General features: G+C 38.8%; 24 protein-coding genes and 2 pseudogenes. 19 read left to right on the top strand and 7 right to left on the bottom strand.

Features of this window, described 5'->3' with window-relative positions:
* Window positions 1-289 precede the first annotated feature (289 nt).
* Window positions 290-1,726, top strand: coding sequence for a hypothetical protein (locus tag PLEUR7319_RS0103695; protein ID WP_019503855.1), 1,437 nt, complete (start codon window positions 290-292; stop codon window positions 1,724-1,726).
* A gap of 24 nt (window positions 1,727-1,750) precedes the next feature.
* The gene (locus tag PLEUR7319_RS0103690; protein ID WP_019503854.1) at window positions 1,751-2,800 is read left to right on the top strand and encodes a DUF1822 family protein; all 1,050 of its coding nucleotides are present in this window, start codon (window positions 1,751-1,753) and stop codon (window positions 2,798-2,800) included.
* Between the two features lie 79 nt (window positions 2,801-2,879).
* Here the strand turns inward: PLEUR7319_RS0103690 and PLEUR7319_RS0103685 are convergent, their stop codons facing one another.
* Window positions 2,880-3,458 carry a site-specific integrase gene (locus PLEUR7319_RS0103685; RefSeq protein ID WP_019503853.1) on the bottom strand — a complete coding sequence of 193 codons (579 nt, stop codon included), beginning with the start codon at window positions 3,456-3,458 and terminating at the stop codon, window positions 2,880-2,882.
* Between the two features lie 266 nt (window positions 3,459-3,724).
* Between PLEUR7319_RS0103685 and PLEUR7319_RS39130 the strand changes: the two genes are divergently transcribed.
* Window positions 3,725-3,901, top strand: coding sequence for a transposase (locus PLEUR7319_RS39130; protein ID WP_071592900.1), 177 nt, complete (start codon window positions 3,725-3,727; stop codon window positions 3,899-3,901).
* Between the two features lie 33 nt (window positions 3,902-3,934).
* A complete protein-coding gene (locus tag PLEUR7319_RS0103680) occupies window positions 3,935-5,458 on the top strand; it encodes an IS66 family transposase (RefSeq protein WP_019503244.1) in 1,524 nt (507 codons plus the stop codon).
* Window positions 5,459-5,726: 268 nt separating this feature from the next.
* Here PLEUR7319_RS0103680 and PLEUR7319_RS0103675 read toward each other — a convergent pair whose 3' ends face one another.
* Together PLEUR7319_RS0103675 and PLEUR7319_RS39120 are read right to left on the bottom strand one after the other, a co-directional pair.
* Entirely contained in the window at window positions 5,727-7,019 is a 1,293-nt protein-coding gene (locus PLEUR7319_RS0103675; RefSeq protein ID WP_019503852.1) for a VCBS repeat-containing protein, read from the bottom strand.
* 308 nt (window positions 7,020-7,327) lie between these two features.
* A pseudogene (locus PLEUR7319_RS39120) lies at window positions 7,328-7,510 on the bottom strand (transposase family protein); the annotation flags it as partial.
* Between the two features lie 130 nt (window positions 7,511-7,640).
* Between PLEUR7319_RS39120 and PLEUR7319_RS34135 the strand changes: the two are divergent.
* A pseudogene (locus PLEUR7319_RS34135) lies at window positions 7,641-8,168 on the top strand (DUF4351 domain-containing protein); the annotation flags it as partial.
* 127 nt (window positions 8,169-8,295) lie between these two features.
* Here the strand turns inward: PLEUR7319_RS34135 and PLEUR7319_RS0103665 are convergent.
* The 3 genes from PLEUR7319_RS0103665 to PLEUR7319_RS0103655 all read right to left on the bottom strand — a co-directional run bounded on the left by PLEUR7319_RS0103665 (window position 8,296) and on the right by PLEUR7319_RS0103655 (window position 11,846).
* Window positions 8,296-8,610, bottom strand: coding sequence for a hypothetical protein (locus tag PLEUR7319_RS0103665; RefSeq protein ID WP_019503850.1), 315 nt, complete (start codon window positions 8,608-8,610; stop codon window positions 8,296-8,298).
* Window positions 8,611-8,746: 136 nt separating this feature from the next.
* Window positions 8,747-10,612, bottom strand: a complete 1,866-nt coding sequence (locus tag PLEUR7319_RS34130; RefSeq protein ID WP_019503849.1) for a hypothetical protein — start codon at window positions 10,610-10,612, stop codon at window positions 8,747-8,749.
* Complete coding sequence (locus PLEUR7319_RS0103655) at window positions 10,605-11,846, bottom strand: hypothetical protein (RefSeq protein WP_019503788.1); 1,242 nt, start codon at window positions 11,844-11,846, stop codon at window positions 10,605-10,607. Before PLEUR7319_RS0103655 ends, PLEUR7319_RS34130 begins: the two co-directional genes overlap by 8 nt.
* Before the next feature lie 125 nt (window positions 11,847-11,971).
* Here PLEUR7319_RS0103655 and PLEUR7319_RS0103650 point away from each other — a divergent pair, with 125 nt between their 5' ends.
* A complete protein-coding gene (locus PLEUR7319_RS0103650; protein ID WP_019503848.1) occupies window positions 11,972-12,616 on the top strand; it encodes a hypothetical protein in 645 nt (214 codons plus the stop codon).
* Window positions 12,617-12,722: 106 nt separating this feature from the next.
* On the opposite strand, the gene PLEUR7319_RS0103645 is transcribed toward PLEUR7319_RS0103650, so the two are convergent.
* Entirely contained in the window at window positions 12,723-14,165 is a 1,443-nt protein-coding gene (locus PLEUR7319_RS0103645; protein ID WP_019503489.1) for an IS66 family transposase, read from the bottom strand.
* 307 nt (window positions 14,166-14,472) lie between these two features.
* Between PLEUR7319_RS0103645 and PLEUR7319_RS34125 the strand changes: the two genes are divergently transcribed.
* The 13 genes from PLEUR7319_RS34125 (at window position 14,473) to PLEUR7319_RS0103580 (ending at window position 22,070) form a co-directional block, all read left to right on the top strand.
* A complete protein-coding gene (locus PLEUR7319_RS34125; protein ID WP_019503847.1) occupies window positions 14,473-14,790 on the top strand; it encodes a hypothetical protein in 318 nt (105 codons plus the stop codon).
* A 413-nt stretch (window positions 14,791-15,203) separates the two neighbouring features.
* Window positions 15,204-16,106, top strand: coding sequence for a hypothetical protein (locus PLEUR7319_RS34120; RefSeq protein ID WP_019503846.1), 903 nt, complete (start codon window positions 15,204-15,206; stop codon window positions 16,104-16,106).
* A gap of 141 nt (window positions 16,107-16,247) precedes the next feature.
* On the top strand, window positions 16,248-16,739 hold the full coding sequence (locus PLEUR7319_RS34115) for a CAP domain-containing protein (protein ID WP_019503845.1): 492 nt from the start codon (window positions 16,248-16,250) through the stop codon (window positions 16,737-16,739).
* Between the two features lie 152 nt (window positions 16,740-16,891).
* Window positions 16,892-17,323 carry a CAP domain-containing protein gene (locus PLEUR7319_RS0103625; protein WP_237743503.1) on the top strand — a complete coding sequence of 144 codons (432 nt, stop codon included), beginning with the start codon at window positions 16,892-16,894 and terminating at the stop codon, window positions 17,321-17,323.
* 33 nt (window positions 17,324-17,356) lie between these two features.
* Entirely contained in the window at window positions 17,357-17,581 is a 225-nt protein-coding gene (locus tag PLEUR7319_RS0103620) for a LysM peptidoglycan-binding domain-containing protein (protein ID WP_019503843.1), read from the top strand.
* A 704-nt stretch (window positions 17,582-18,285) separates the two neighbouring features.
* Entirely contained in the window at window positions 18,286-18,582 is a 297-nt protein-coding gene (locus PLEUR7319_RS0103615; RefSeq protein WP_019503842.1) for a hypothetical protein, read from the top strand.
* 37 nt (window positions 18,583-18,619) lie between these two features.
* On the top strand, window positions 18,620-19,039 hold the full coding sequence (locus PLEUR7319_RS0103610; protein ID WP_019503841.1) for a lectin MOA-related protein: 420 nt from the start codon (window positions 18,620-18,622) through the stop codon (window positions 19,037-19,039).
* Window positions 19,040-19,250: 211 nt separating this feature from the next.
* A complete protein-coding gene (locus tag PLEUR7319_RS0103605) occupies window positions 19,251-19,661 on the top strand; it encodes a CAP domain-containing protein (RefSeq protein ID WP_019503840.1) in 411 nt (136 codons plus the stop codon).
* Between the two features lie 92 nt (window positions 19,662-19,753).
* The gene (locus PLEUR7319_RS34110) at window positions 19,754-20,005 is read left to right on the top strand and encodes a LysM peptidoglycan-binding domain-containing protein (protein WP_019503839.1); all 252 of its coding nucleotides are present in this window, start codon (window positions 19,754-19,756) and stop codon (window positions 20,003-20,005) included.
* Between the two features lie 44 nt (window positions 20,006-20,049).
* Window positions 20,050-20,562: a hypothetical protein gene (locus PLEUR7319_RS0103595; protein ID WP_019503838.1), complete on the top strand. Its 513-nt coding sequence runs from the start codon at window positions 20,050-20,052 to the stop codon at window positions 20,560-20,562.
* A 321-nt stretch (window positions 20,563-20,883) separates the two neighbouring features.
* Window positions 20,884-21,198: a hypothetical protein gene (locus PLEUR7319_RS34105; protein ID WP_019503837.1), complete on the top strand. Its 315-nt coding sequence runs from the start codon at window positions 20,884-20,886 to the stop codon at window positions 21,196-21,198.
* A gap of 79 nt (window positions 21,199-21,277) precedes the next feature.
* A complete protein-coding gene (locus tag PLEUR7319_RS0103585; protein ID WP_019503836.1) occupies window positions 21,278-21,589 on the top strand; it encodes a hypothetical protein in 312 nt (103 codons plus the stop codon).
* A gap of 34 nt (window positions 21,590-21,623) precedes the next feature.
* Window positions 21,624-22,070: a lysozyme gene (locus tag PLEUR7319_RS0103580; RefSeq protein ID WP_019503835.1), complete on the top strand. Its 447-nt coding sequence runs from the start codon at window positions 21,624-21,626 to the stop codon at window positions 22,068-22,070.
* Window positions 22,071-22,121 lie beyond the last annotated feature (51 nt).

Genomic DNA, 22,121 nt, shown 5'->3' with positions numbered 1-22,121 from the left:
CGGTTATTAAATTTTTGGTCTGATTCATTCACCACTCAAAATCTGCTCAATTATTTTGCTCTATCGAGAGGGCAGATTTCTCGAAATGGATAAAATTGTTAGCGAATATTGTTACACAACTTATATACCCTTCAAAAGATGCCGTGAAAAGTCAGTTATTAGATGAACTCGTGATTTACCTATGCAGTTGGTGTTGAGATGTGAAACTGCATAAGTTAAAAATGCTGGCATCTATCATTTAAAGCGACTAAATTAGAAGATCGGGGAAAGTTAAGGGAGCGCGATCGCTATGAATGTTTTATCAAGATATTGGAAAATATGTCGAATCAGTCTTACCAAAGAAAGAGTTGGATACGAATATAGTTTAGTTGCAATCGCACAAAAGTTTTGTAGGCAAACAGTCTCTGATTCCCTTCATCCTCAAAGTGGAGACATCCAAGCTACTCTAAATTCCTATTTTTACGCCCAAAATTCTGCTATCAATCTCACTTATCGTGCTGTTGCAGGACTTTGTTTGAGGTGTTATGTCTCTTACCCGATCCTCAAAGCCTGCCAAAAAATTGACAGTTTGTTCGCTGGTGACAAATCCTTTACTTATAGAGACTTACTGCCATTTGTCCTAAATGATGATGGTCAAACTCGAATCGTTTTAGATCGAGATGGTAAAACCCAGCTCATCCTAGATGACAATGGTCAAACGAAAACAACAGCTTATCAATTTTTTTCCGTCAAGGTGTTACAAACCTATAAGCACGATGACCAATCGAGCATGAGCCTAGACAATTGGGCATACTTGCAAACCAAACAAAATAGAGAACTAAAAAATTTCTTATCGGAGTTTGGTTTTAAGGCTCTAAGCGACTGGGCTTTGCTCAATCGAGCTAGAACTAAACAGCTTGAACGTTTATCAATACGCGATCGCCATCTGGTAGAAGTCTTCCATGCCGTCTATCGTCGAGACAGAAGAAAGCAGCGACACAAGGGAGCCAAGCGATGTCCAGAACCCAACGAGGCTCAATTAAGGGAAATGCTCGCCTACTTGCAGGAAAAAAAGATTGTTATTGATACCACAGTCGAGTTAATGAAAGCACTTAAACAGCTAGCAACCCAATTGAGGCAGTATGATATCTGGAGTTATCGAGAACCTTTGGAAATCCAAGAGCCTAATACAGGAAGTTACGTACTTAGACCAGATTTACCTCATGATTCCAATAATGAAGTAGATGTGGAACAGCAAGAATTTTTACAGTTTTTACACCAGAAATTCCAGTTAGCTTTAGTAAGTGCGATCGAGCAAGAAATCCGAACTAGCATTGCTAAGTTACAAAAAAGCAAGAGATATGCACCTCTAGCTTCACGATTTATTCTCGGTTTGCAACTATATTATTGTCAGGGTAAATCTCTTAAGGAAATTTTTCCCCAGTTGGGAATGACCAGCTGGGATCAAGCCAGGCGGGTATTGAACCCTGGGGGACTTTTATCTAGGGTACGGACTTCGTCTGTCCAACAACTTCTCGACAGCATCTTAAAAAAGGCTGAAGCAAAAGGTTTGACCAAAATTCCTCCTGAACCAGACTATCTTAAAACCTTAGCCGAACAAATTGAAGCTTTCGCGGACGAAGAAGTCTTCCAAGAAGCAGCAGCAGAAATAAAAACAGGCAAAAACCGTTCCCTGAAGAGCTTATATGCCCAGCAACTACAGCACTATTGTGAACAACATATATAAACCAGATATATTAGGAGAAAAGTTATGGTTAATTCCGAGGAATATTCAACCGAATTAAGACTGTTACAACCAGAGGTTATTTGGCTTGAACCCGAACATTTTGAGCAGGCAACAGAGATTAGTAACCAGGTTAATGGTGAAGCACAGGAGTGGCAAACTTATCTGAATGCACTGGCACTATTTGGTTTTGAACAATGGCTTCGAGAAAGAATACCCGATAAACCAGTTAATCGAGAACCAAATCTGATTGAATCTATCTGCCATCTCAAGGTGGGTGAGTTTAGATATGGTCTGGTTGCTACTGAGCAGGTGCTGGATGAAGCGGTGAATGTCCCTCAAGCTGCGATCGAAAGACCAGAATTGACAGCTCATTTCTACGTGCTGCTTGAAGTAGATGAAGAACAAGAACAAATCGTTGTTAGAGGCTTTCTGCGCTACGACGAACTGATTAATTATCGCAGTACAGTCAATCTAAAACTCTCTCAGGACAGTTGCTACCAGCTGCCATTGTCTTTATTTGATACTGAGCCAAATCACCTCTTGTTCTATTCTCGTTACTTAGACCCCACTGCTATCCCTTTACCCGTAACTTCCCCTGATAGTATCCAAGATTCCTTAAAAGAAACCTTTCAGTCAACCATAACCCAGTTAAGTCAATGGTTACAGGGAACTTTAGACGAAGGCTGGCTCTCTTGGGAAGCCCTTGTCACTCCAGAGGCAAATTTAGCTTGGAGTACCAGAAATGCATCCGAGGGAACTAAGAAAGGTAAACTGATTAACTTAGGGATGCAACTGGAGAGTCAAACAGTGGCACTGCTGATAACTGTTACCTCAGAAACTTCCGAGAAAGTGGGAATCCTGGTTCAGTTATATCCGACAGGGGAAGAAAGGTATTTACCTGCCAATCTCCAACTGACTTTACGCTCAAGAGCGGGAAAAATACTTCAGTCTACTCAATCAAGAAGTCAAGATAACTACATTCAACTAAAACCTTTTAAAGGTAAACCGGGAACCCGGTTTAGTGTTGAGGTAAGTATGGGGGATGTCATCGTCAGAGAAGATTTTGAACTTTGAGAGTTTAAGGGATGACGAAATGGGAGAATCAGCTCGTTTTGAATCAAACAGGAATAGTAAAACTAATCGTTGTTCCGTCTCAAAAATCCAATGTAGCGATCGCGCTCTCTTTCTGCTGTTCCGTCACACCTAAATACCGTTCCAAAGCTGCTAAAGTCTTATGACCTGAGATCGCCTGAATATGCCTGAGTGGAACACCCTTATCGCTCATACGAGTTAGAGCAGTACGCCTGAAACTATGGGTACTGACCCCTTCAATCTCTAACTTACGGCAGGCATCCCTGAGTATCCTGTCCGCACTGGCTTTATGAATGCTACCCCTGCCATGACGACCTGGAAAGAGATAGGGACGGGTATGCCAGCGATCGCACCTATGATGTTCTGACAAATATTCCTTAAGCTGGGGATGGACTTGAATTTCCCTTGTAGACTGCTTGCCTTTGGTGTTATAGCTGCGAATCACCAAAACCTCCCGAACTCCTTTAACGCCAATAACATCGCCTCGCAACAGGGTACAGGCTTCGTTGATGCGTGCTGCGGCGTAAAGACAAACCCCAAACAAGGCGCGATCACGGGGCTTTGTTAAACCCTCGTTAAATAGTAGAGTAATTTGAGTGGGGCTTAGTATTGCTGCCCTGCCAAACTTGTTCACCTTCATAGAAAGTATTCTACGATATCAAAGTTGAATTTAATCGTTTAATCGGCTCAAAAGCTTATAATTGTGTAGGTATTTCGAGAGCGATTAAGCAAAACTTATCGATTACGACAGAAAAAGCCAAGTATTAATACCTAGATCATAAACAAAGCTTATACTTGGTCTGATGTCTGATTATGGCTCCAGTCTAGTTGCTAATGGTGAACTTTTTTAAAACTTCTCTATAGAACCCATTTGGTATCTTTATAAAAAAGGATAATCAGGGAACAATGCCATATACAAGTAGCCTCAGCGATCGCGAATGGGAAATTATAGAACCTTTGTTGCCAAAGAAGAAAAGGACAAGACCAGCAAAATGGAGTAAAAGAGAAATCTTGGACGGTGTTTTATATCAGCTAAAGAATGGATGCAACTGTAACCGTTCATTTCCCCCCAGTCAAAAATAAGCCAACTCCACCTTTGTGGTGTATGTTAAAAACATGGCTCAATTAGATAAAAATGACTTGGTACAGATGAACGAAGACTACTTCAAGTCTCTCGAAAAAGAGAGATTGGTAGAAGTAGCCAAAAATCTACATCAATTAGCCACAGATTTATGGGAAAAGCAACAGCAGAGTTCAGAAAATAGTTCTCAGCCACCATCAAAAGATAATCCTTACGGTTTAAAAGTAACCACAGAAGAATCAAACCCAGGTTCAGAATCTGAAACCGAGTTGGGACAAACTGAGTTGGATAAAAGAGATGAATCTTCAGAACCAGAAAAGAAGCAAAAATCAAAGAGGAAGCCAGGAAAACAACCAGGAGGAAAAGGTTTTGGTCGTCAGCAACCTCTGAAGGCGGAAGTAATCATTCCACACTATCCCCATAAATGTACCGCTTGTAATCATGATTTAAGCGAATCTGAGTCCTTTAGGTATATGGGATATTATGTCCTGGAACTAGAACCAGAATTATTTGGGTTGAGGATCGTCACTCAATTACATCACTACTATCGGACAACTTGCAGTTGTGGTCATTGCACCCATGCCCAACCAGGAACAGGGTTGGTTTCTGTAGTAGAAGGAAGAAGCAAAGATTTACAACTGACAGAGTATGTTTTAGTAGGAGCATTCCTCGCAACTTTCATCGCTTCCTTGAGCGTTCGCTACCGAATGAGTCGTACGAAAATTCAAGAGTTTTTAAATGATTGGACCAATACTAAATTGAGTATCGGAACAATAGATCGATGTATCCGAGAGACTGGAATTGCTTGTGTGCCAGTAGTCGAGGAGTTAGTTGAACAACTGCAACAAGCAGATATTCTACATTTAGACGAAACTCATTGGTATGAGAGTGGAAAACTGCATTGGTTATGGGTTGCTGTGACCACCAAAACCGCCGTATTTCATATCGGCTCTCGTCGGAAAGAAGAATTATCCTATCTAGTCACAGAAGCTTTTATCGGGTGGCTCATCAGTGATGGTTATGCTGCCTATCGTTCTTATCCAAAAAGACAAAGGTGTTTAGCTCACTTGATTCGTAAAGCCATTGCCATAACAGGAGCAATTAATCAAAAAGCTGCTCAAATCGGACAATGGATTTTAGATGACCTCAAAGAATTGATTGAATTGATTGCGCAAGGAAGTGAAGATAATCGTCTGATTCGTAAACGAATCGCTGGCCTCAGAAGAGTTTGTCATCTAGGAAAAAAGGCTGACCATACTAAGTTACAAGCCTTAGCCAAAGAGATTTTCAATGATTGGGATGCCGTAATCGCTTTGGTTCATCATCCTGAATTACCACCCACCAATAATGAGGCTGAAAGGGCATTACGTCATGCTGTGATTGCCCGACAGATTGGATTTGGCACTCGCACCCGCGAGGGAAGTTTGGCTTACAGTTCTTTGTTGAGCGTGATTGAAACCTGTCGTCTGAGAGATATTAATCCTTGGATAACAATCGCGGAGGTTTTGGCTTTGGCTAGACAAGGAATTGGTCCACCACCATTTCCTGTTGGCAATTAATTAATGGACAGTGGTAGGAATCTCCAGTGTCCTAAATTTCCCTTGCTTTTTTGGAGGGGGAATGAACGGTTACTTCCTTGTTAAGTGTCATCGAAACCTGCCGTCTGAGAGAGATTAATCCTTGGACTTACATAGCTGAAGTTTTAGCTCTGGCTCGAAAAGGTCTTTCTCCTCCACCATTTCCTGTTGGCAGTTAATTAATGGACATAGCGATCGCATCGCCAGTGTCCTAATTTTTCCTTGCTTTTTTGGAGGGGGGAATGAACGGTTACAATCTGGTATCGGCAATTCCATCTCCGTTAGCATCTCCCACAGATATCCCTTCAAAAGGTTCGTCCGCACTACCTGAGACATCTAGGGTAAAAACTACATCAGGATTAATTCCCTGGATTAAATCTGTATCACGGAAACCATTGCCATTGAGGTCATTGAATTTTAAACCAGAAATTTGAAACGGTTGGTTAAGATAAACTGTGACGCTATCGTCATCAAAATTTGGGGTAGCTAGATCAAGTTCTCCTTCTCCATCAAAGTCATCAACCACTAAGCCAGAAGGAGTATTTCCCACTGATAAGATTTCTGGTTCAGCGAAAGTACCATCGCCATTATTTCTGAGAATAGAAATTGTGCTTCCAGTAGTATTTCCTGAACGAGTAAAAAAGACACTATGACGCATAGCGAAATCTATGTCACCATCGCCATCCAAATCTGCTGCTTGGAGATCTGAAGGGCTATCTTCGGTATCAAAAACATTCCCTGTGGCGAAAGTCCCATCACCATTATTAAGTAAAACTGAAACATCTCCACTGCCAAAATTAGATGTGGCGATATCTAAGTCCCCATCTCCATCTAAATCTGAAATGATGGGAGAAGTTGGTCGTCTTCCCGCTTCTAAATCAACAGGATCGGAAAATCCATCTGCACCATTGTTAAACAATACAGATAGCGTATCATCTCTTTCATTTGAGGTAACAATGTCAAGATCATCATCTCCATCAAGATCGCCAGTTGCTACTAAAAATACTCCTTCTCCCACGGTTAGAGTTTCTGGTGCAGCAAATTCACCCTCGCCATTATTACGCAGAATTGAAATCGTATCTCCAGTAAAAATTGCTGTGTTGAGATTTACGCTATCTTGATTGCTGGTAATGATATCAAGATCTCCGTCCCCATCTAGGTCTACTGGAGTATTTATTAAAGGTTCTTTTCCTGTAGAGAAATCCACAGGCACAGCAAAAACACCTTGACCATCATTAAATAAAATCGAAATCGTATTATTGGTAGCATTAGAGGTAGCGATATCAATGTTTCCATCACCATCAAAATCTCCTACTGAAACTCTAGGTCCTACACCAGTTGTAAAAGTTACAGGTGCAGCAAAAGTTCCATCTCCATTGTTGCTCAGTACGGAAATCTCATTACCACTGTCAGGCTCGACAGAACTAGGATCTACTCCTGGGTTGGCTACAACTATATCTTGATCTCCATCACCATCGAAATCTGCTGAGGCTATACCACGGGGAGCTTCATTTGCTGGGTAGTCTATTCGATTAAAAAACATTTGTAAGTTTTTTGTATCTTCCTTGCCTAAAACAATACATAATAAATGTTACGAGTGATAATACTTGTATTATTTTTTAATCTTTTATCGTTATCTTTTGTCATTTTGGTAATAGTTAATAGAACTCTTGCAAAAGTTTTTAATGGTATGATTAAGGGTTATTTTGTCTGAATTTCTACTGATTAAAATAACGGGAATCGAGAGATTTTTTGAGCGAAAAAAGGAGAGCGATCGCTCTTAGCCTAAATTCTTTCAGGCAATTAAATAATAACTGAAATCTGGAAAATTAATTTGGTTTTCCATCAAATTTATCGAGCTAATTCGTAATTATAAATTCCAGCAATTAAATTACTTCTTAACCCAAATCTGCGATGACGATTTCGATAAGGATAAGATAAGATTTTAAAGATTTTTAGCCTACGGTTAACGTTTTCCACAGCAATTCTTAACCGATTTAATTCACGATTATATTTCTTCTGTTCTTGGGATATGGCAACGATTCAATAAATATAGTGTCATATCGGACTAAAAGCGTTGACTGACAAGAGTTTCATAAATTGCTATTTAAACAAGGCAAAATTTCTAAAAAACCTATAATCACGTTGTATTTGAAAAATATCTGATTTTCAAGTACTGGAGTTTAACTATCGTGTAGTGCAATTAAATCAACTCAATTGGCGAGATTTCTTGAATCAGCGTAATCCCATAGCTTCGGCATTAATGACCAAGATGCAGATTGCCCCTGAAGACCGTCCCCAAGTCAAAGCTGAATGTTTACGTTTATTAGTCACCTTGAAGTTAGATCCAGCTAAAATGCAGTTAATTTCAGGTTTTATCGATACTTATCTCAGCCTCAATGAAGCAGAAGAACAAGCATTTAGAGATGAAATCGGTACAATTGAATCAGAAGAGAGAGAGGAAGTTATGCAAATAGTAACTAGTTGGATGAGAACAGGGATTCAGCAGGGACAGGCGTCAATGGTAATACGTCAACTCAAACACAAGTTTGGAGAAATTGATTCTGATATCGAAGCACAAATTCAAAAGCTTTCTAGCCCTCAGTTGGAAGATTTAAGCGAGGCCTTGTTGGATTTTGAGCAGCTAGAAGATTTAACTGCTTGGTTTGGTCATTTATCGTCTTCTAACTAGGACGATAAGTGCGCTAGCAGTTTGACCATGTAAACTGGGTTGTATGAAAGTGAACCAGTTTGGTTGGGCAACAATTCTCACCCCACCACCAATAACTCTAGTATTTAAAGAGGAATTAACCAAGCTATCAAGCAGCAGTTGAATCGGATTTAGCTTTGGGTTCTTTCTTCTTGATTTCAAAAATATTGACACCAGCTTCTACCAGTTCCACCACTCCATCAGGAGAGATACTCTTCATCTTCCCTGAAAGAGAAGCTACCCAGTTGTCCCAAGTATCCATCTTGCCGACAATTTTCTTCAAACTCTTGCGGTTCACTTCTGCCTTGACAGTGATCTTATTTTCTCCCTTTACTTCTATGACTACCTTTTTCCCTTCTTCAGGTAAATTTTGAGGGCGCTCGGTGAATTTGATGGTCAGTTCTGGTATTCTTCCTTGGATCATTTGGTATCTGGAAAAAGTTAACAATACAAGCTGATAGACAAGCTATATTTCTCAGCCTACCTTGGCACAGAACCGAAACCTCGAAAATTTTAGGTTCATTTAGCGTTATTTGATTTCTGATTTTGGGTATTTAGTCTCAGGGTACATCCATCGGTATGAAACTGATTGGTTTTGATAACCATCGAAGGAGACTATTAGAAAGATTCTTTTGACCCTGTAATCCCATCACTATCTCTTTTAACACCGACACACCAACATCAAACGTTCCTAGTACAAGATCAAGATAGGGTTGGAGCTTCTCTTGAGTGTTATCCGAGTCAAAATTGACAATTTCCAGTTGATCTAAAGCTGTATCAACCCCGTCCTCTAATGAAAGAAGCTTATCTTTATTGGGGGGTGTAGATACAGTCGTCTTTGTCGGTTCGATCCCATAGAGGGACAGCATCTTAGCTTGATGCTGTCGTACATTTTCCTGTTGTTCCTTTTCTCTTTCAGCTTTCAGAAGACGCTGTTGTTCTCGATACTGCAATACAGACACAGCAAAAGCAATAGATTCAACTTCCAGACTCCGATAAGTAACCTGTTGACCGCGACCACCTTTTTTGCGAGAAGCGGTTGCCAGTCCCAGTTGATTAAGTAGTACTCCCACCAACCACAGTGGTTGACAATTTTCAGGAATAGTTAGATTGAGAATAGCTTTCACATGGACGCGAGATGCAATAGCCATCTGAGTCATCCTGACCACATCGGGGTCAGTGGCACAGATTTCCTCTCCAGCCATCAAACGAGCCAGGAGCTTGGGCAAGCCCAGGTTGTGACGAGCTAACCACTTACTAGAGTAATTGTGCCAATCTATCGCCAGGGGAAGATAATCTCGTTCTCGTAGGTCTTTATCCGCAACTATCTGGGGAGGTGCGGGATATTGGCGACCAGTATCTGGGTCAATAATTTCCCCTGATGAGGGAGCTAAGAGGGATTCTAAAGCAATTAACTGACTGATAAGATGTCCTCCTGCATCTCTTTGGACGAGTTCGGGGGTGACGGGCATTCCGTAATCCCTTTGAAGACGGTATTTCTCACACTCTACTATTTCCTCTGGTGACAGATACTCTTGAGCTTGACGGGCGAGATACACTTGGGGACTAATATTGGCGGCATTAACTACGGCTAATTGGTGGGCAGTATCTAAATACTGACCAGCTTCTTTTAATTTAGTTTTGACCACGGCATCTGGTTCGCTCTCTACAGTAGTAATGTTATATGCCATCTCTTCGAGTAGAGTCATCAGCTCGTCTCGGAGATTATTAATGGAATAATTACGTTGGGCTTCAATCTCACAGTAGGCATCTAAAGCCCAATCTTTTTCTACCCCTCTGGTGCCATTCTCTTTATCAATACGAATCAAGAAAGCAGTCATCTGATTGAGGTCTAGCATCTGTTGCTTAATCTTTTGGGCATTAGTTTCTTTGTAACCAAAGGGAGGACGAGGTGCGACCCAGATATGTAATGCCACCAAATGACGATAGCGGTGGAGTGCTTGGGCACATTCTGTTGCTGATTGAGATACGGCATGGAAAGCACCAAAGACGGCATCAAAGTGATAATCACAGATATCGACTCCCGTACCCAAACTGGGAGAAGCTAGCAGAGCGTCAACGTTTTTCACCTCTTTTGAGATATCTTTGATAAAGGCCTTATTCTCCTCACTACCACTATTGTCGGCATGAATTGACCAGATGCGGAGTTGATTAGTCACGGAGTTACCAAGCTCGTCAGGTTCAAAAAGGCATCCCTTGTCATCAACTTCGACGGTCATGGTGGTTTCTAACTTCTTAATAAATTTCTTAGAATCAGAAACCACCATACTTTTCAGTCCCAGCATTAAGGCAGTGGATACTTTAGCAACCAAGGCACTGCTATCCTGACCCTCGTAGAAATAAACCTCCCTTCCTGGCTGTTGGTATTCATTCTCTGGTTCTAACGGATTTTGTGGATCAACCACTTTGAAGGGTTTGGCGACCGTTCATCGAGCTAGCAATCAACAAATTGTGAAGCCAATTGTGATGATAGCTAAAACCATTGAGATCGCTAAACGGCGATATCCGTGACGAGCATTTTGAGCGAGTTCTAGCTGCGTAGGGATGGAAATTCCAGATCAGTGCCATCGAACGTAGATATAATCTTGCCGACTCCTTGTCACCATGAAAGTATTGCATAGTGTAGAGTAAACGGTCTTGGTGATTCATCAACCGGTCTACCATATTGCTAGTGCGATGAGCTTGGGGAAATTGATAAGCGACTGTGAATTGAGCAGCACGACGGCATAATTGACGCATCTTGCTTAAAGTGCGTTTCCGTCTGATATGTTTTTTGCTCCAAATCAAAGCTAATCGTATTCCTTGCAAGAATTTAGCAGCAGTAGAGGATTTATAAGCTTTCCAGAGCAGAGCTTTGAGCTTGTTTCTTAAATTGCGATAACTGGGGCTTCCTTTCTGCACTTTTAGCACCGCGTGCAAAAAGCACAGTACCAAAGTCACCGTGGGAAATAGATTAAGCCAAGCCTGTTTAGTTCCGTCCCAAGCATCTGTATTGACTGTCACTGGGGTATAATTGGGGTCGAGAAGACGAGCTTCGGTTTGAAATTCTGCGTATCCTTTAGTTAAAGCTGGCGCACTAGCTGATTCGGTCAAGCTAACTCCCAAAATACAGCCAGATGCTACGGTAGTAGGAAGATAAACTCGTGAACCCCCTAACCAAGTATGTTTTTCATCCGCTACCAGATGTGGAGGCAGTTTTTGAGCGTCTTTGATTGTCGTTCCCACAATCGAGGCTCGACCTAAAGACAGGTAAATACGATACCAGTACATGGCATTACGACCGAAAACATAACTTAAAGCGTCAAAAGGCACACCAAATTGTCTTAAATACATTGGTTTGTCTATTTCGTCGGTTTTTCCTACCATATAAGGCATAATGAAGTCAGGACGCAATTGATAGACCTGCTGATTAGCTTTGAGCTTAATGCGGCGCATTGACAGTTCCTGTTTGCTGGAGACCACCCAATCATGAAAGCTGAACCCTGCTTCCATTTCTCTGGGAAAAATTTCAGGATACTTGGCATAAAGTTGCAGCAAATAGGCTCTATAATTGTGATTATTGGCGATTAGTTGTTGATATTGTTCTTCACTGCTAACGGGTAAACAAATACTTTTATCTCCTCTGATAGAAACTGCCATGCTTGAATTTTTACTGAAAATCAATTGATTGTTTGTTGACTTTATCTCAATTTGATTTCTTTTGTGCTTCAAGCCCCATTATCCTGAGTATTTCTACTACCCACAAAATCCGTTAGAACCAGAAATTGGCAAAAGAAATAGCAGAATTTGTTTTAAAGACAGCCACAATTGGAGGTTTGCTTATGGGTTTGTATCAGATAAATCTACAATTGAGCGTACAACGAAAAGACAAAGTTATGCAATTATTTTTAAAGCAATATGAGGACAAAGCTAATATCAGTGAAATTCGTAATAATTTCTATCGCGATTTTGATAGAAGCAATGCCAGAGAAGTACTTGTAAAAAACCAAAAAGAATATAACAATGAGTTGAATAATATAAAGACTAAAAATAAACAGGAAATAAATAAGCGTAAAGAAAAAATAGACGAAGAATATGAAAAGAAGATAAAAAAGGAATACAAAGAATTTGTCATTAATTTTATCATTAAAGAAAATAATGATAGGTATAAAAATTTATTAATTCTTACGGATTTTTATAATGGCATTGCTTCTTGTGTTGAATCTGGGCTTTGCGATGAAAAGGTCGCTAAAAATTTATTTAAAGATGAAGGAGCACGTTTTTTCAAAAACTATAATCCTATATTCTGCCATTTTAAAACTAGATGGAAAGATAGTTTAATAAAAGGAGATTCGGCAAAATTTTATGAGATTAAAAAAATGAGCGATCGAATAGAAAAAGAATGTAGATTTTTACTAGAAGAAGTTTAACAATACGATCTCATTAATAATATCATATATTTTTGCTTTATTGTAGTCAATCAATGATTTTGTAATATAAAATTTATTGAATATATATTATTATCTATGTAAGAATTCAGGTACTAAATTGAGGGATTAAAGAAGGGCGATCGATAACACCGATAGTTGCCAATAAAGCTTGAGTGAAAAAATCCATCACAGAGCGACCCTGAAAACGGCAGGTTTGAATCACACTCAATAAATTAGCTGTATCTTGAAATCGTGTCATGCTGCGAGAACCACCACTTATTTTTCGTTTAGTGACTGCCAATCTTAAAGCACGTTCGGCGAGATTGTTATCAGGCGAAATTTCTGGATGGTCTAAGAAATACCACCATTGGTCTGCTTTTAATTTCAAATTCCGTAATAATTTACCAGCTTCATAACCTGCCTTCTCACTCCACTTACTCAAAGCTAAATTGATTTGAGTTTTTAATTGCGTAGTAGAATCGAGATATTGCTGCCGATGATTATTTTCACGCCATAATCGATGTTGTCGAAAAGCAGAATCCACAATTTCGGTCAAAGCTAGTCCCATTGATCCATTGTCAATTCCTGGTGTTTTCATGAGTCTTTGACAGTGACGACGTAAGTGAGCCTGACATTTTTGTTGTGCTGCGACCGGATAGCCATTGTACACGCTGAAATCATCGGAGATAATGATTCCCGAATACTGCGCGCCTAGTTGGTCTTCTATTTCTTTTCTCGAACGAGTATCCCCCGCTCGAAATAAGCAAAAATTCGGATTAGCAAACACCCACAACCATTCTTTTAATCCTCTTACTGACCAAGGTGTTTCATCAATATTTAAGGTTGGATGATTCTGATTAATCCATTCTTCTAGTTCACTAATGCTGGGCTTAATAGCTGCTGAAATTCTTTGGTTACTGGCAACTAAAGTTCCTAATCCAACTTCAATTTGACCTAACTCCCGCAATAGTTCCTGCTGCTTTTGATAGGGTAGATGCCCATAGTTTCCTAGCCATCCTAGTAATCCCTGTAACTTAATTCCCAAGTCTTGTCCTGGTACAATCTGATGAGACCATTGTGGCGATGTTATTTCTCCACAACACTGACATAGAGAGTGATGACGTTGATACTCAACTATTTCTATTGGTCTTTCTACTAATACTGCTGCTGAGTTGGTTTCAATCTTGATTGATTCTGCTGAGGCTAACAGTTCTCCACAACTCAAGCACTTTTCTGCTTTGAGTACTTCGCAGCGATCTACTCGCCCAAATCCTTTTCTTGTTTTCCCTTGATGTCCTAATTGCCCCCCGGGACTTTTTTTCGGTTTTTGAGACGATGACTTTTCTTTTCTTTCTGGTTTTTTGAGTAAATCTGATGATGGAGGCTTTGACGATATTTTACTGTCTAGGCTTCTGCTTATTTTTAGCTTCTCTATTTCTATTTTTAGCTGCTCGATGATTTCTTGTTGACTCAGTATGAGCTTCACCAGTTCCTTTTTTGACAACTGGTTGAGTTTTTCTAGTTCGTTTAACTCAGGTTCCTGGTTCATCTTACCGTTACATTACCCAGTTTTCTTAACGAGTGCAACCTTATCTCTCTTTTTAATACCTGAATCCTTACTTATCTATAACATTGCTAATGGGCAATGTTTTTTTATTTATCAAAATTATGAGAAAAATTTTAGATAGCTCTGATATTAAAGTAATTAAAAGTCACAGAATTTGAAGATTTTACTATATTTTTTGCAGCATCTACAAATGCATAAGTTAATTTTCCCTGCACTTATTAATAAATAACAAAGCAGAAAACACACATTTTAATTCACTAACACATATCGTAGGTCTCTGTACAGGACAATGACCAACTCGAAATCTAATAGCATCAAAACTTCAAACAAGCGTCAAGCAGCTCCTGTTGTAAATTGTTCACTCCCAGAAGTAATTGAAGCTGTAACTCCTTTATTTTTAGCAACTATTGGTGCTGTTATAGGCGTTGTTGTATTAGTTCAGCCAATGGGTAGAATTGATGATACAAGAGCGACTGCTGGACTTGGGTTGGCGGGGACGGCAATAGCTGGTGCTGCTGGTCTGGCTAGAACTGGTAGAAGCCAGCAAGATTTTTCGGTCAAACAACAGGATGGAAATTTAGAGGTTGATACTCCAGCAGATCGTTAGAAAGCGAAACGAACGGGCGATCGCCCAATACTTTGCTTCGTGCGATCGCGTTTTTTATTAAATCATTAGCAATTAAAACATACTTTGTGGGTCAGTTAGCTCGAACAAAATCTAACATCTTCTGCTCACAATATTAATCGTTTGCATTATCATAATCCGAGCTATTGTAGCTTGTTTATTTATTTTATTTACTCAGTTTTTAAGTCAACATAATAATTATATTAGGCATTATCTTTGGATAATGTCTTTTTTTTAATGAAAAGATATAAAAAAATAAAGATAAAAAATATACCGTGTTTTAAAACTGCATAAGTAAATTTAACTGGCAACTATTAATAATACAGAAAAACAGAGTGAACAGCGTTTTACTTTTTGTTTTCAAAAAATGTAGTTTCAGTCAATAAATTATCGTTATGCTAACCCATCAAAAACGCCAACAAAAAATAGATTGTCCTTATTTTTTAAAAATAGTTAAACCGACAATTCTAAAAAAAGAAACGATTCAAAGTTCTCAACTGCCACTGAAGCACAAAGTCTTTATTGATAAAATTCCCCAGGAATTTCCCGTGTTGGCTTATCACCATGAGAATCAGCACTATAAAGTAACTCTAGCCGACCAAACGATTAAAGGTTTTAATACTTGGTATGTCTATGATGGTCATGCAGAACTAGTAGATCGAGCGGGAAAATCGCTTAAAAAAGCAGGGACTGGCTCTTTAGCCGAGAGAGTTGTCGCTTGTTGTGAGGAACGAGGCTACTCTTTAGATCGAGGACAGGGAGAAGTCAACCTCATCGGCATCGAAGGCATGAATCTTGATGGTACGCCTAATAACGATGCCCCAAACGTCTTTAACGATTTGATTGGCTGTCTAGTCTTTGAAAACGAGCGACCAAAGTTTAAAGGGTTGTATGTCGGCACAACTGAACCTGGTCGATATTACACAGTTAACAAACTCAACGCCAAGGGGGCTGCTCGACTAGAGTTCGGTCAACAGCGTTGTTGGCGGACAGGACTTCACAATGGTAAATACGAGGCTTTAGTTCAGACAGGCGATCGCGTTAAAGTGTGGCGAGATGGCAATCAAGACTACTCCAGAACAGGAGACACCAGAGACACGGGGTTTTTTGGAATTAATATTCACCACGGTGGCAGTAACCCAATCAACAATATTGGTCGGTATAGTGCTGGATGTCAGGTAATCCGCTCTACCAAAGATTTCGCTGAATTTATGCAAATTGTCAAAAGCGATCTGCGTTGGCGGACAAATCTCAAGCATATTTTTAAATACACATTGTTGTGGAATCAATGGCTTTAAAAATTTAGTGAGCAGCAGCATAAAAACTGCATAAGTAAATTTTACTTACAGCTATTAACTATTAAGAATAAAGCAAAGTTAACCAAAGCATAAATAGCTTTTATTTGACCGATAAAAACAACAAAAACCAAGGAAAAAGTTATGACAATTTCAGCTAAAATTAGACCAATTTTACTCAGTGCCACGGGACTTTTATCCGCTGCTGCAATCGCCAGTCCCTTATTTTTACAAGTAGAACCTGCTTCTGCAAACTGTCGAGTTTCTCCAGCAACTTTAGAAGTGGCTAAACTGACTAATCAAGTACGTGCTAAATATCGTTTAAGACCTTTACGTTCTAATTGTCGATTATATAAAGCAGCCCAAAACCATACATTCAATATGGTCAGAATGCGAAGAACGACTCACACAGGTTCTGATGGCTCTAATATGGAAACTCGTGTAAAAAGAGTTGGCTATAGATATTCAGCCTTGGGAGAAAACGTAGCTGGAGGTCAAAAAACTCCCTCGCAAGTGGTAAAGGCTTGGATGAACAGTCCTGGACATCGTAGAAATATCCTTAGTCCCAAATATACTGAGATTGGTGTTGGTGCTTCTAATAATTATTGGACTCAGGTGTTTGGTAAATCTCGATAAAATATCAGGCTAACAAAAATAATTTGCCAACAAAAAAGATTCAGAAAACTTTGAATTTTAAGAGAGAAAAAAATTTTTCTGAATCTTATTACCTACATTTAACCGCAATCAATTCTGCAATTAAACAACACATTAATCAGGAGAAATAAACTATGTCTATGGCACAAGAAATCCTTAATGCTCATAATAAATACCGTTCACAAGTTGGTCTTCCTCCTCTGAGGTGGTCAAATCAATTAGCAGCACAGGCAGGACAATGGGCAAATTACCTCTCACGAAATCGAGCATTCAAGCATAGTCATACTAATGGTCAAGGAGAAAACTTATGGATGGGTACTTTCCGTAGGTTTTCCTTTACTCAAATGGTTGATGCTTGGGGTGGTGAAAAAAAATACTTTAAGTATGGCACTTTTCCCAACGTTAGCTCTACAGGTAATTGGGCTGATGTAGGACATTACACTCAAATAGTCTGGAAAAATACCTCCCAAGTGGGATGTGCTGGAGTCGATGGTGGTGATGGCAAATATCGATTGGTCTGTCGCTATGTTTCCCCAGGAAATTATCGAGGACAAAAGCCTTTCTAATCACCTTGTTTAAGTTATTAATAGGAGAAAATTATGTCCAACGCACCCATACTTTACCAAGTTGAACACACTGTTAAACCTGGAGAAACCCTTTGCACGATTGCTCTTAGATATTACGGCGATGAATCTCGTTGGCGAGATATCTACAAAGTCACCATGATGCAGCAAGAATTATTGCAGCAAGAAGACTTCGAGCCTCACAATATGCCTGCGGGAATAGTTGTAGTAGTGCCTTATCCCACTCAAGGATTAGATTAAGCTTCAATTGATCTCAATTTGGCGATCGCTCTTTTCAGTTTTGATTAGAGCGATCGCTTTTTTCATTTTTACCATTATCTAATATCTGTTTATAATTCTAATTTTAATTTCAGAGCAAAAAGTGCATAAGTAAATTTTGCTGGCAACTATTTAGCTACAGAAGGAAGAGAAAATAAGAAATTACCTTCTGGAGATAGATTAATAAAATCTATGAGTAAGCAAGAAAGACTAATTAAGTTTATTTAACCAAACCAAAAGGAGATTAACAAAATGAAACCTGAAATAGTTCAAGCTATAATTCCTATTTTCTTCATGGCTCTTATTCTTTTATAATCCAATAAGATTGCACAAGATTTCTGACTTCATCTTAAACTGTAATATTTTGCTGTTAGCCCCTTAATTTATTTTTGGGGCTTTTTTTGTAGCTATTATATTTTTAAATAATTACAACAACAGAATTATTTATTTAGTTGATATTCTTATTTAGTAGACTCATTCTCTATTTATAATTAGTTTTACCTAACTATTGATTAGTAAATGTCGTTGAAATCAATTATCTCAATAGTATGAATGTCGATATTTATTTCCATAATCATCTAATTTTAAATTTTAAAACTGCATAAGCTAATTTTGCTGACAACTATTTAGATATAGAAGGAAAAGAAAAAAAATACCTTCTAGTAAATATTACTAAGTGTAAAATCATGAGCACGCAAACTAAAGAAATAAAAGAAATTATCGAACTAGTTGATGGTCTTGAAGTCCTAGCTATTTTCGGAGCAAAAGTTGTTGCCGACGGCAAAGTTAATCATAACGATCTACCTATTGTCTTAGAATTTATGAACAAAATTAACTCTTTATTCTCCGCCTTTGATAATGTTCCAGAAATAGTCAAAGAGATTGAAGATATTGACAAAGCCGAAATGATTATTTTACTCAAGAAATTACTTGATATTGCTAGAAATCTCAGAGATTTTCGTTCTGTTACAGTTTCTCAATAATTTTATACCTACATTCATTCATTAAGGAGTTTAAATCATGTCAAACTACATATCTGGTCAAGAAGTTCACAGTATCGTCAGGCAGCAAATTGGAGCTAAATTAGGAAAGAATTACAAATTTCATAGTCCAGACGGAAAATACTACTGTCCATCTGTAGGATATACCCAAAAAGTTATTCAATGGTCATCTATTGATAGAAACAAGTGGGTAAAAGAGCGTTTTGATTGTGATGACTTTGCTCTGGTTTTAAAAGCAGATTTTGCTAAAGCTGCATATTCTTCTGAGAAAATTCAAGCTCCTTTTTGTTTCGGAATTGTCTGGGGTAATCTTCCTCATCCTCATGCAATTAATTGGATGATTAATGATGATAAAAAACTGCGTTTTATTGAACCACAGTCTGATGAAATTTATTTCCCAAAAAACGATCAACATAATATCTGGTTTATGTATGTCTAATTGCAATTGAAATTGTTAATTGTTTTATCGTGACTTTTTTTAGTAATTTAGTCACGGTAATTTTTTTGAGAGTTTTTGTTTCGAGCTATTTTTATTTTAGAAGTGCATAAGTCGATCTAGAGAACAACTATTAAATATTAGAAAGAAGACAAAGAAATATATCTTCTTTTCGACACAAATCAAGTTTTATCTAGTTAAAAGTATATCAATCATGAGTCAAAACTTTATCAATCGCGTTGTAGAACTCACTAATCTTGAACGCCGTAAGGCGGGTTTGTCACCACTCAGGTTCAATTCTCAGTTGGCTACGGTGGCGCAGAAGCATAGCCAAAGCATGGCTAATGGAGACTTTTTCTCACACACAGGGCGTAATGGTTCTAAGATGAGCGATCGCATTACAGCGGAAGGCTATCGATGGTCATTCTGCGCTGAAAACATTTATGCGGGTGGTTCTACCCCTGAAGCAGCCGTCCAAGGATGGATGAATAGTCCAGGTCATCGTCGCAATATTCTTAGTCCTCAAGCACGAGAGATTGGTGTGGGTTACTACTTCCTCGCCAACGATCAGGGCAGAGTTAACTATAAATACTACTGGACTCAGGTTTTTGCTACATCTCGCTAATGTTTTCAGGATTCACGAAACTCGGTTGTTTTGAAAAATCGAGTTTCTATCTCAGTCAGCTTGCAATCACAATTAATTGAAAGGAGAAAATTATGTCTGGTCAAACCTATACCGTACAATCTGGCGACACACTAGAAAAAATTGCCCTGAAATTTTACGGCGATGGTAGTGAAAAGTCATGGAGAAAAATTTACGACGCTAATCGTGTTGCGCTCGGATCTGACCCTAATCAGCTTAAAGTTGGGATGGTGCTGGTTATTCCTGGACAAAATCGACCAATTACAAGCAGGTTGATCACCACTCCGGTTCAATTCTCAGTTGGCTACGGCGGTGCAGAAGTATAGCTAATGGAGACTTTTTCTCACACACAGGGCGTAGTAGTTCTAAGATGAGCGATCGCTTTTTAAGCTTGAAAACTTACAAAATAATCTTCGATAAGAGAATAATGAAAGAACTTTTTTCTGAAATAATTGCAATTTTATCTCAAAAAGCTAAAGAAGGCTTTGTTATCGGTATTGTAATAGGTTTATGCGTAGTAGCAATTAGTCAAACTATGTATGATATTTTCCCTGATTTGACATTCACTAAAACTGCTAAGTTATCAGAGTTTTTTGCTGCTATTTTAGTAGGTATTTATTGTTTATTGTACTGCGGTAAGCAATTTAAAAAAACTATAAATTTTTTGAGTCTATTACTGTTTGTTGCCATAACTATTATTAGCTTACCTTTGATTCGTGGATTAATTATATATAAATTATTAGGTTGTGACCCTAGTGATTCCTCTTGTTACACACTAATTAATGACAGCATAAGTTATATGATTAGCTATGGCATTATCTGTCTTTTTGCTGGAAGTACTATAGAAATATACTCTAAATTGCTCAGAGAAAAAAATACCTAACCACAAATCTCCACTGAACTTAGATGTTTATTAGTTATTGAATCTGAAGGTAGGCAAAAAAGCTCACCTTTTGTTTCAGAACTCAAGAAAAAAGAAACAATTCCATGAATATATATTTTGGGCATTGCCAGAAGGCGATGCCATTTTTTGGGGTTCAAAAATTCAGGGCAAATCTCTAGCTAGCTCGGTTATTTAAGCAATCGTAAGTTTAAGAATTTGACAATTTAACTATAGTTTATTTGAGTAACATCCAGAAGTGCATAAGTCGATTTTCTAGGCAGCTATTTAAAAGACAATACAACTAACTTATAGGTACTCAAAATGACAATTTTTAATAGCTCAAAAACCTCAAACAAGCGTCAACTAGCTCCTGTTGTAAATTGCTCACTTCCAGAAGTAATTGAAGCTATAACCCCCTTATTTTTAGCAACCATTGGAGCCGTAATTGGTGTTGTTGTATTGATTCAGCCAGAAATTAATGAGACAAGAGCAACTGCTGGTCTGGGGTTGGCGGGAACAGCAATAGCTGGTGCTGCTGGTCTAGCTAGAACAGGCAGAAGCGAACAGGATTTTTCTGTCAAACAAAAGGATGGAAATTTAGAGGTTGAAACCCCAGCAAATTCTATAGGCGAATAAAGCGTTCAAACTAGTATTTATTCTCATCTCTAACGCAAACATCTTATAAGTTCACTTCAATCTATCGAGGATTAACAACATGAATTATTACTCTTTCAAAGACGATCCTAATACTCAAACAGATGACTATCTAGCGAAAGCTGCTGCTGTTAATGACCGAATCTCCACGGTAGCTGGCGCAATGGTTTCAATCGTAGGTGTACTCTCCCCGATCGCGATCATTCTAAGCCCCAGTGTTGAAAATAATGTCAAGCTCGCTTCCCTAGGAGGTGGGCTGATTACAGGAGGAGCAGGAGCTTTTCTAGGTCGTCAGCAACCCAAATCTTTAGAAGAAATGGCAAAAGACCGACTTCAGCAACATTCTCAGTCTTCCCGAGAAGGAGAATTTTAACCAAATTTAGTTTAACTCAAGGAGAATTTTAACGATGAAGATTAACCAAGAAGGACTCAATCTGATTAAGCATTTTGAAGGATTTTGTGCTAATGCTTACTATTGTCCAGCAGGTGTTCTGACTATTGGCTATGGTACTACAGGAAGTCGAGTCAAGTTAGGAATGAAGATTGATGAGAAAACTGCTGAACAGTGGTTATTAGAAGACGTAAAAAAATTTGCCGATGGGGTAACATCCCTAGTTGAGGTGAAGTTAGGGAGCAACCAGTTTAGTGCCTTAGTCTGCTTTACCTATAATGTTGGACTAGGAGCATTTGAAAAAAGTACTATGCTCCGCAAGCTGAACAGTGGCGATTGTAAAGGAGCAGCAGCAGAATTTGACCGTTGGGTAAAAGGTGGTGGGTTGACACTCCCAGGATTAGTACGGCGCAGAAATGCAGAAAAGGTTTTGTTTCTTAAGCCCGATCCTGGAGCAATTTAGAGCATCAACAATACTAACATTCATATGTGTTTATGTTACCCGTACATAAAA

Source organism: Pleurocapsa sp. PCC 7319 (assembly GCF_000332195.1).
Classification (GTDB): Bacteria; Cyanobacteriota; Cyanobacteriia; order Cyanobacteriales; family Xenococcaceae; genus Waterburya.
This window is presented reverse-complemented; position numbering and strand designations above follow the sequence as displayed.

Excerpts from the sequence above, each read along its gene's own strand:
- PLEUR7319_RS0103625 (WP_237743503.1), top strand. The coding sequence starts at position 16,892 with ATGTCTATGGCACAAGAAATCCTTAATGCTCATAATAAATACCGTTCA.
- PLEUR7319_RS0103620 (WP_019503843.1), top strand. The coding sequence starts at position 17,357 with ATGTCCAACGCACCCATACTTTACCAAGTTGAACACACTGTTAAACCT.
- PLEUR7319_RS0103615 (WP_019503842.1), top strand. The coding sequence starts at position 18,286 with ATGAGCACGCAAACTAAAGAAATAAAAGAAATTATCGAACTAGTTGAT.
- PLEUR7319_RS0103595 (WP_019503838.1), top strand. The coding sequence starts at position 20,050 with ATGAGCGATCGCTTTTTAAGCTTGAAAACTTACAAAATAATCTTCGAT.
- PLEUR7319_RS0103655 (WP_019503788.1), bottom strand. The coding sequence starts at position 11,846 with ATGGCAGTTTCTATCAGAGGAGATAAAAGTATTTGTTTACCCGTTAGC.
- PLEUR7319_RS0103665 (WP_019503850.1), bottom strand. The coding sequence starts at position 8,610 with ATGATCCAAGGAAGAATACCAGAACTGACCATCAAATTCACCGAGCGC.
- PLEUR7319_RS0103690 (WP_019503854.1), top strand. The coding sequence starts at position 1,751 with ATGGTTAATTCCGAGGAATATTCAACCGAATTAAGACTGTTACAACCA.
- PLEUR7319_RS0103695 (WP_019503855.1), top strand. The coding sequence starts at position 290 with ATGAATGTTTTATCAAGATATTGGAAAATATGTCGAATCAGTCTTACC.
- PLEUR7319_RS0103675 (WP_019503852.1), bottom strand. The coding sequence starts at position 7,019 with ATGTTTTTTAATCGAATAGACTACCCAGCAAATGAAGCTCCCCGTGGT.
- PLEUR7319_RS34105 (WP_019503837.1), top strand. The coding sequence starts at position 20,884 with ATGACAATTTTTAATAGCTCAAAAACCTCAAACAAGCGTCAACTAGCT.
- PLEUR7319_RS0103610 (WP_019503841.1), top strand. The coding sequence starts at position 18,620 with ATGTCAAACTACATATCTGGTCAAGAAGTTCACAGTATCGTCAGGCAG.
- PLEUR7319_RS0103605 (WP_019503840.1), top strand. The coding sequence starts at position 19,251 with ATGAGTCAAAACTTTATCAATCGCGTTGTAGAACTCACTAATCTTGAA.
- PLEUR7319_RS0103580 (WP_019503835.1), top strand. The coding sequence starts at position 21,624 with ATGAAGATTAACCAAGAAGGACTCAATCTGATTAAGCATTTTGAAGGA.
- PLEUR7319_RS0103685 (WP_019503853.1), bottom strand. The coding sequence starts at position 3,458 with ATGAAGGTGAACAAGTTTGGCAGGGCAGCAATACTAAGCCCCACTCAA.
- PLEUR7319_RS34115 (WP_019503845.1), top strand. The coding sequence starts at position 16,248 with ATGACAATTTCAGCTAAAATTAGACCAATTTTACTCAGTGCCACGGGA.
- PLEUR7319_RS39130 (WP_071592900.1), top strand. The coding sequence starts at position 3,725 with ATGCCATATACAAGTAGCCTCAGCGATCGCGAATGGGAAATTATAGAA.
- PLEUR7319_RS0103645 (WP_019503489.1), bottom strand. The coding sequence starts at position 14,165 with ATGAACCAGGAACCTGAGTTAAACGAACTAGAAAAACTCAACCAGTTG.
- PLEUR7319_RS34125 (WP_019503847.1), top strand. The coding sequence starts at position 14,473 with ATGACCAACTCGAAATCTAATAGCATCAAAACTTCAAACAAGCGTCAA.
- PLEUR7319_RS34120 (WP_019503846.1), top strand. The coding sequence starts at position 15,204 with ATGCTAACCCATCAAAAACGCCAACAAAAAATAGATTGTCCTTATTTT.
- PLEUR7319_RS0103585 (WP_019503836.1), top strand. The coding sequence starts at position 21,278 with ATGAATTATTACTCTTTCAAAGACGATCCTAATACTCAAACAGATGAC.
- PLEUR7319_RS0103680 (WP_019503244.1), top strand. The coding sequence starts at position 3,935 with ATGGCTCAATTAGATAAAAATGACTTGGTACAGATGAACGAAGACTAC.
- PLEUR7319_RS34110 (WP_019503839.1), top strand. The coding sequence starts at position 19,754 with ATGTCTGGTCAAACCTATACCGTACAATCTGGCGACACACTAGAAAAA.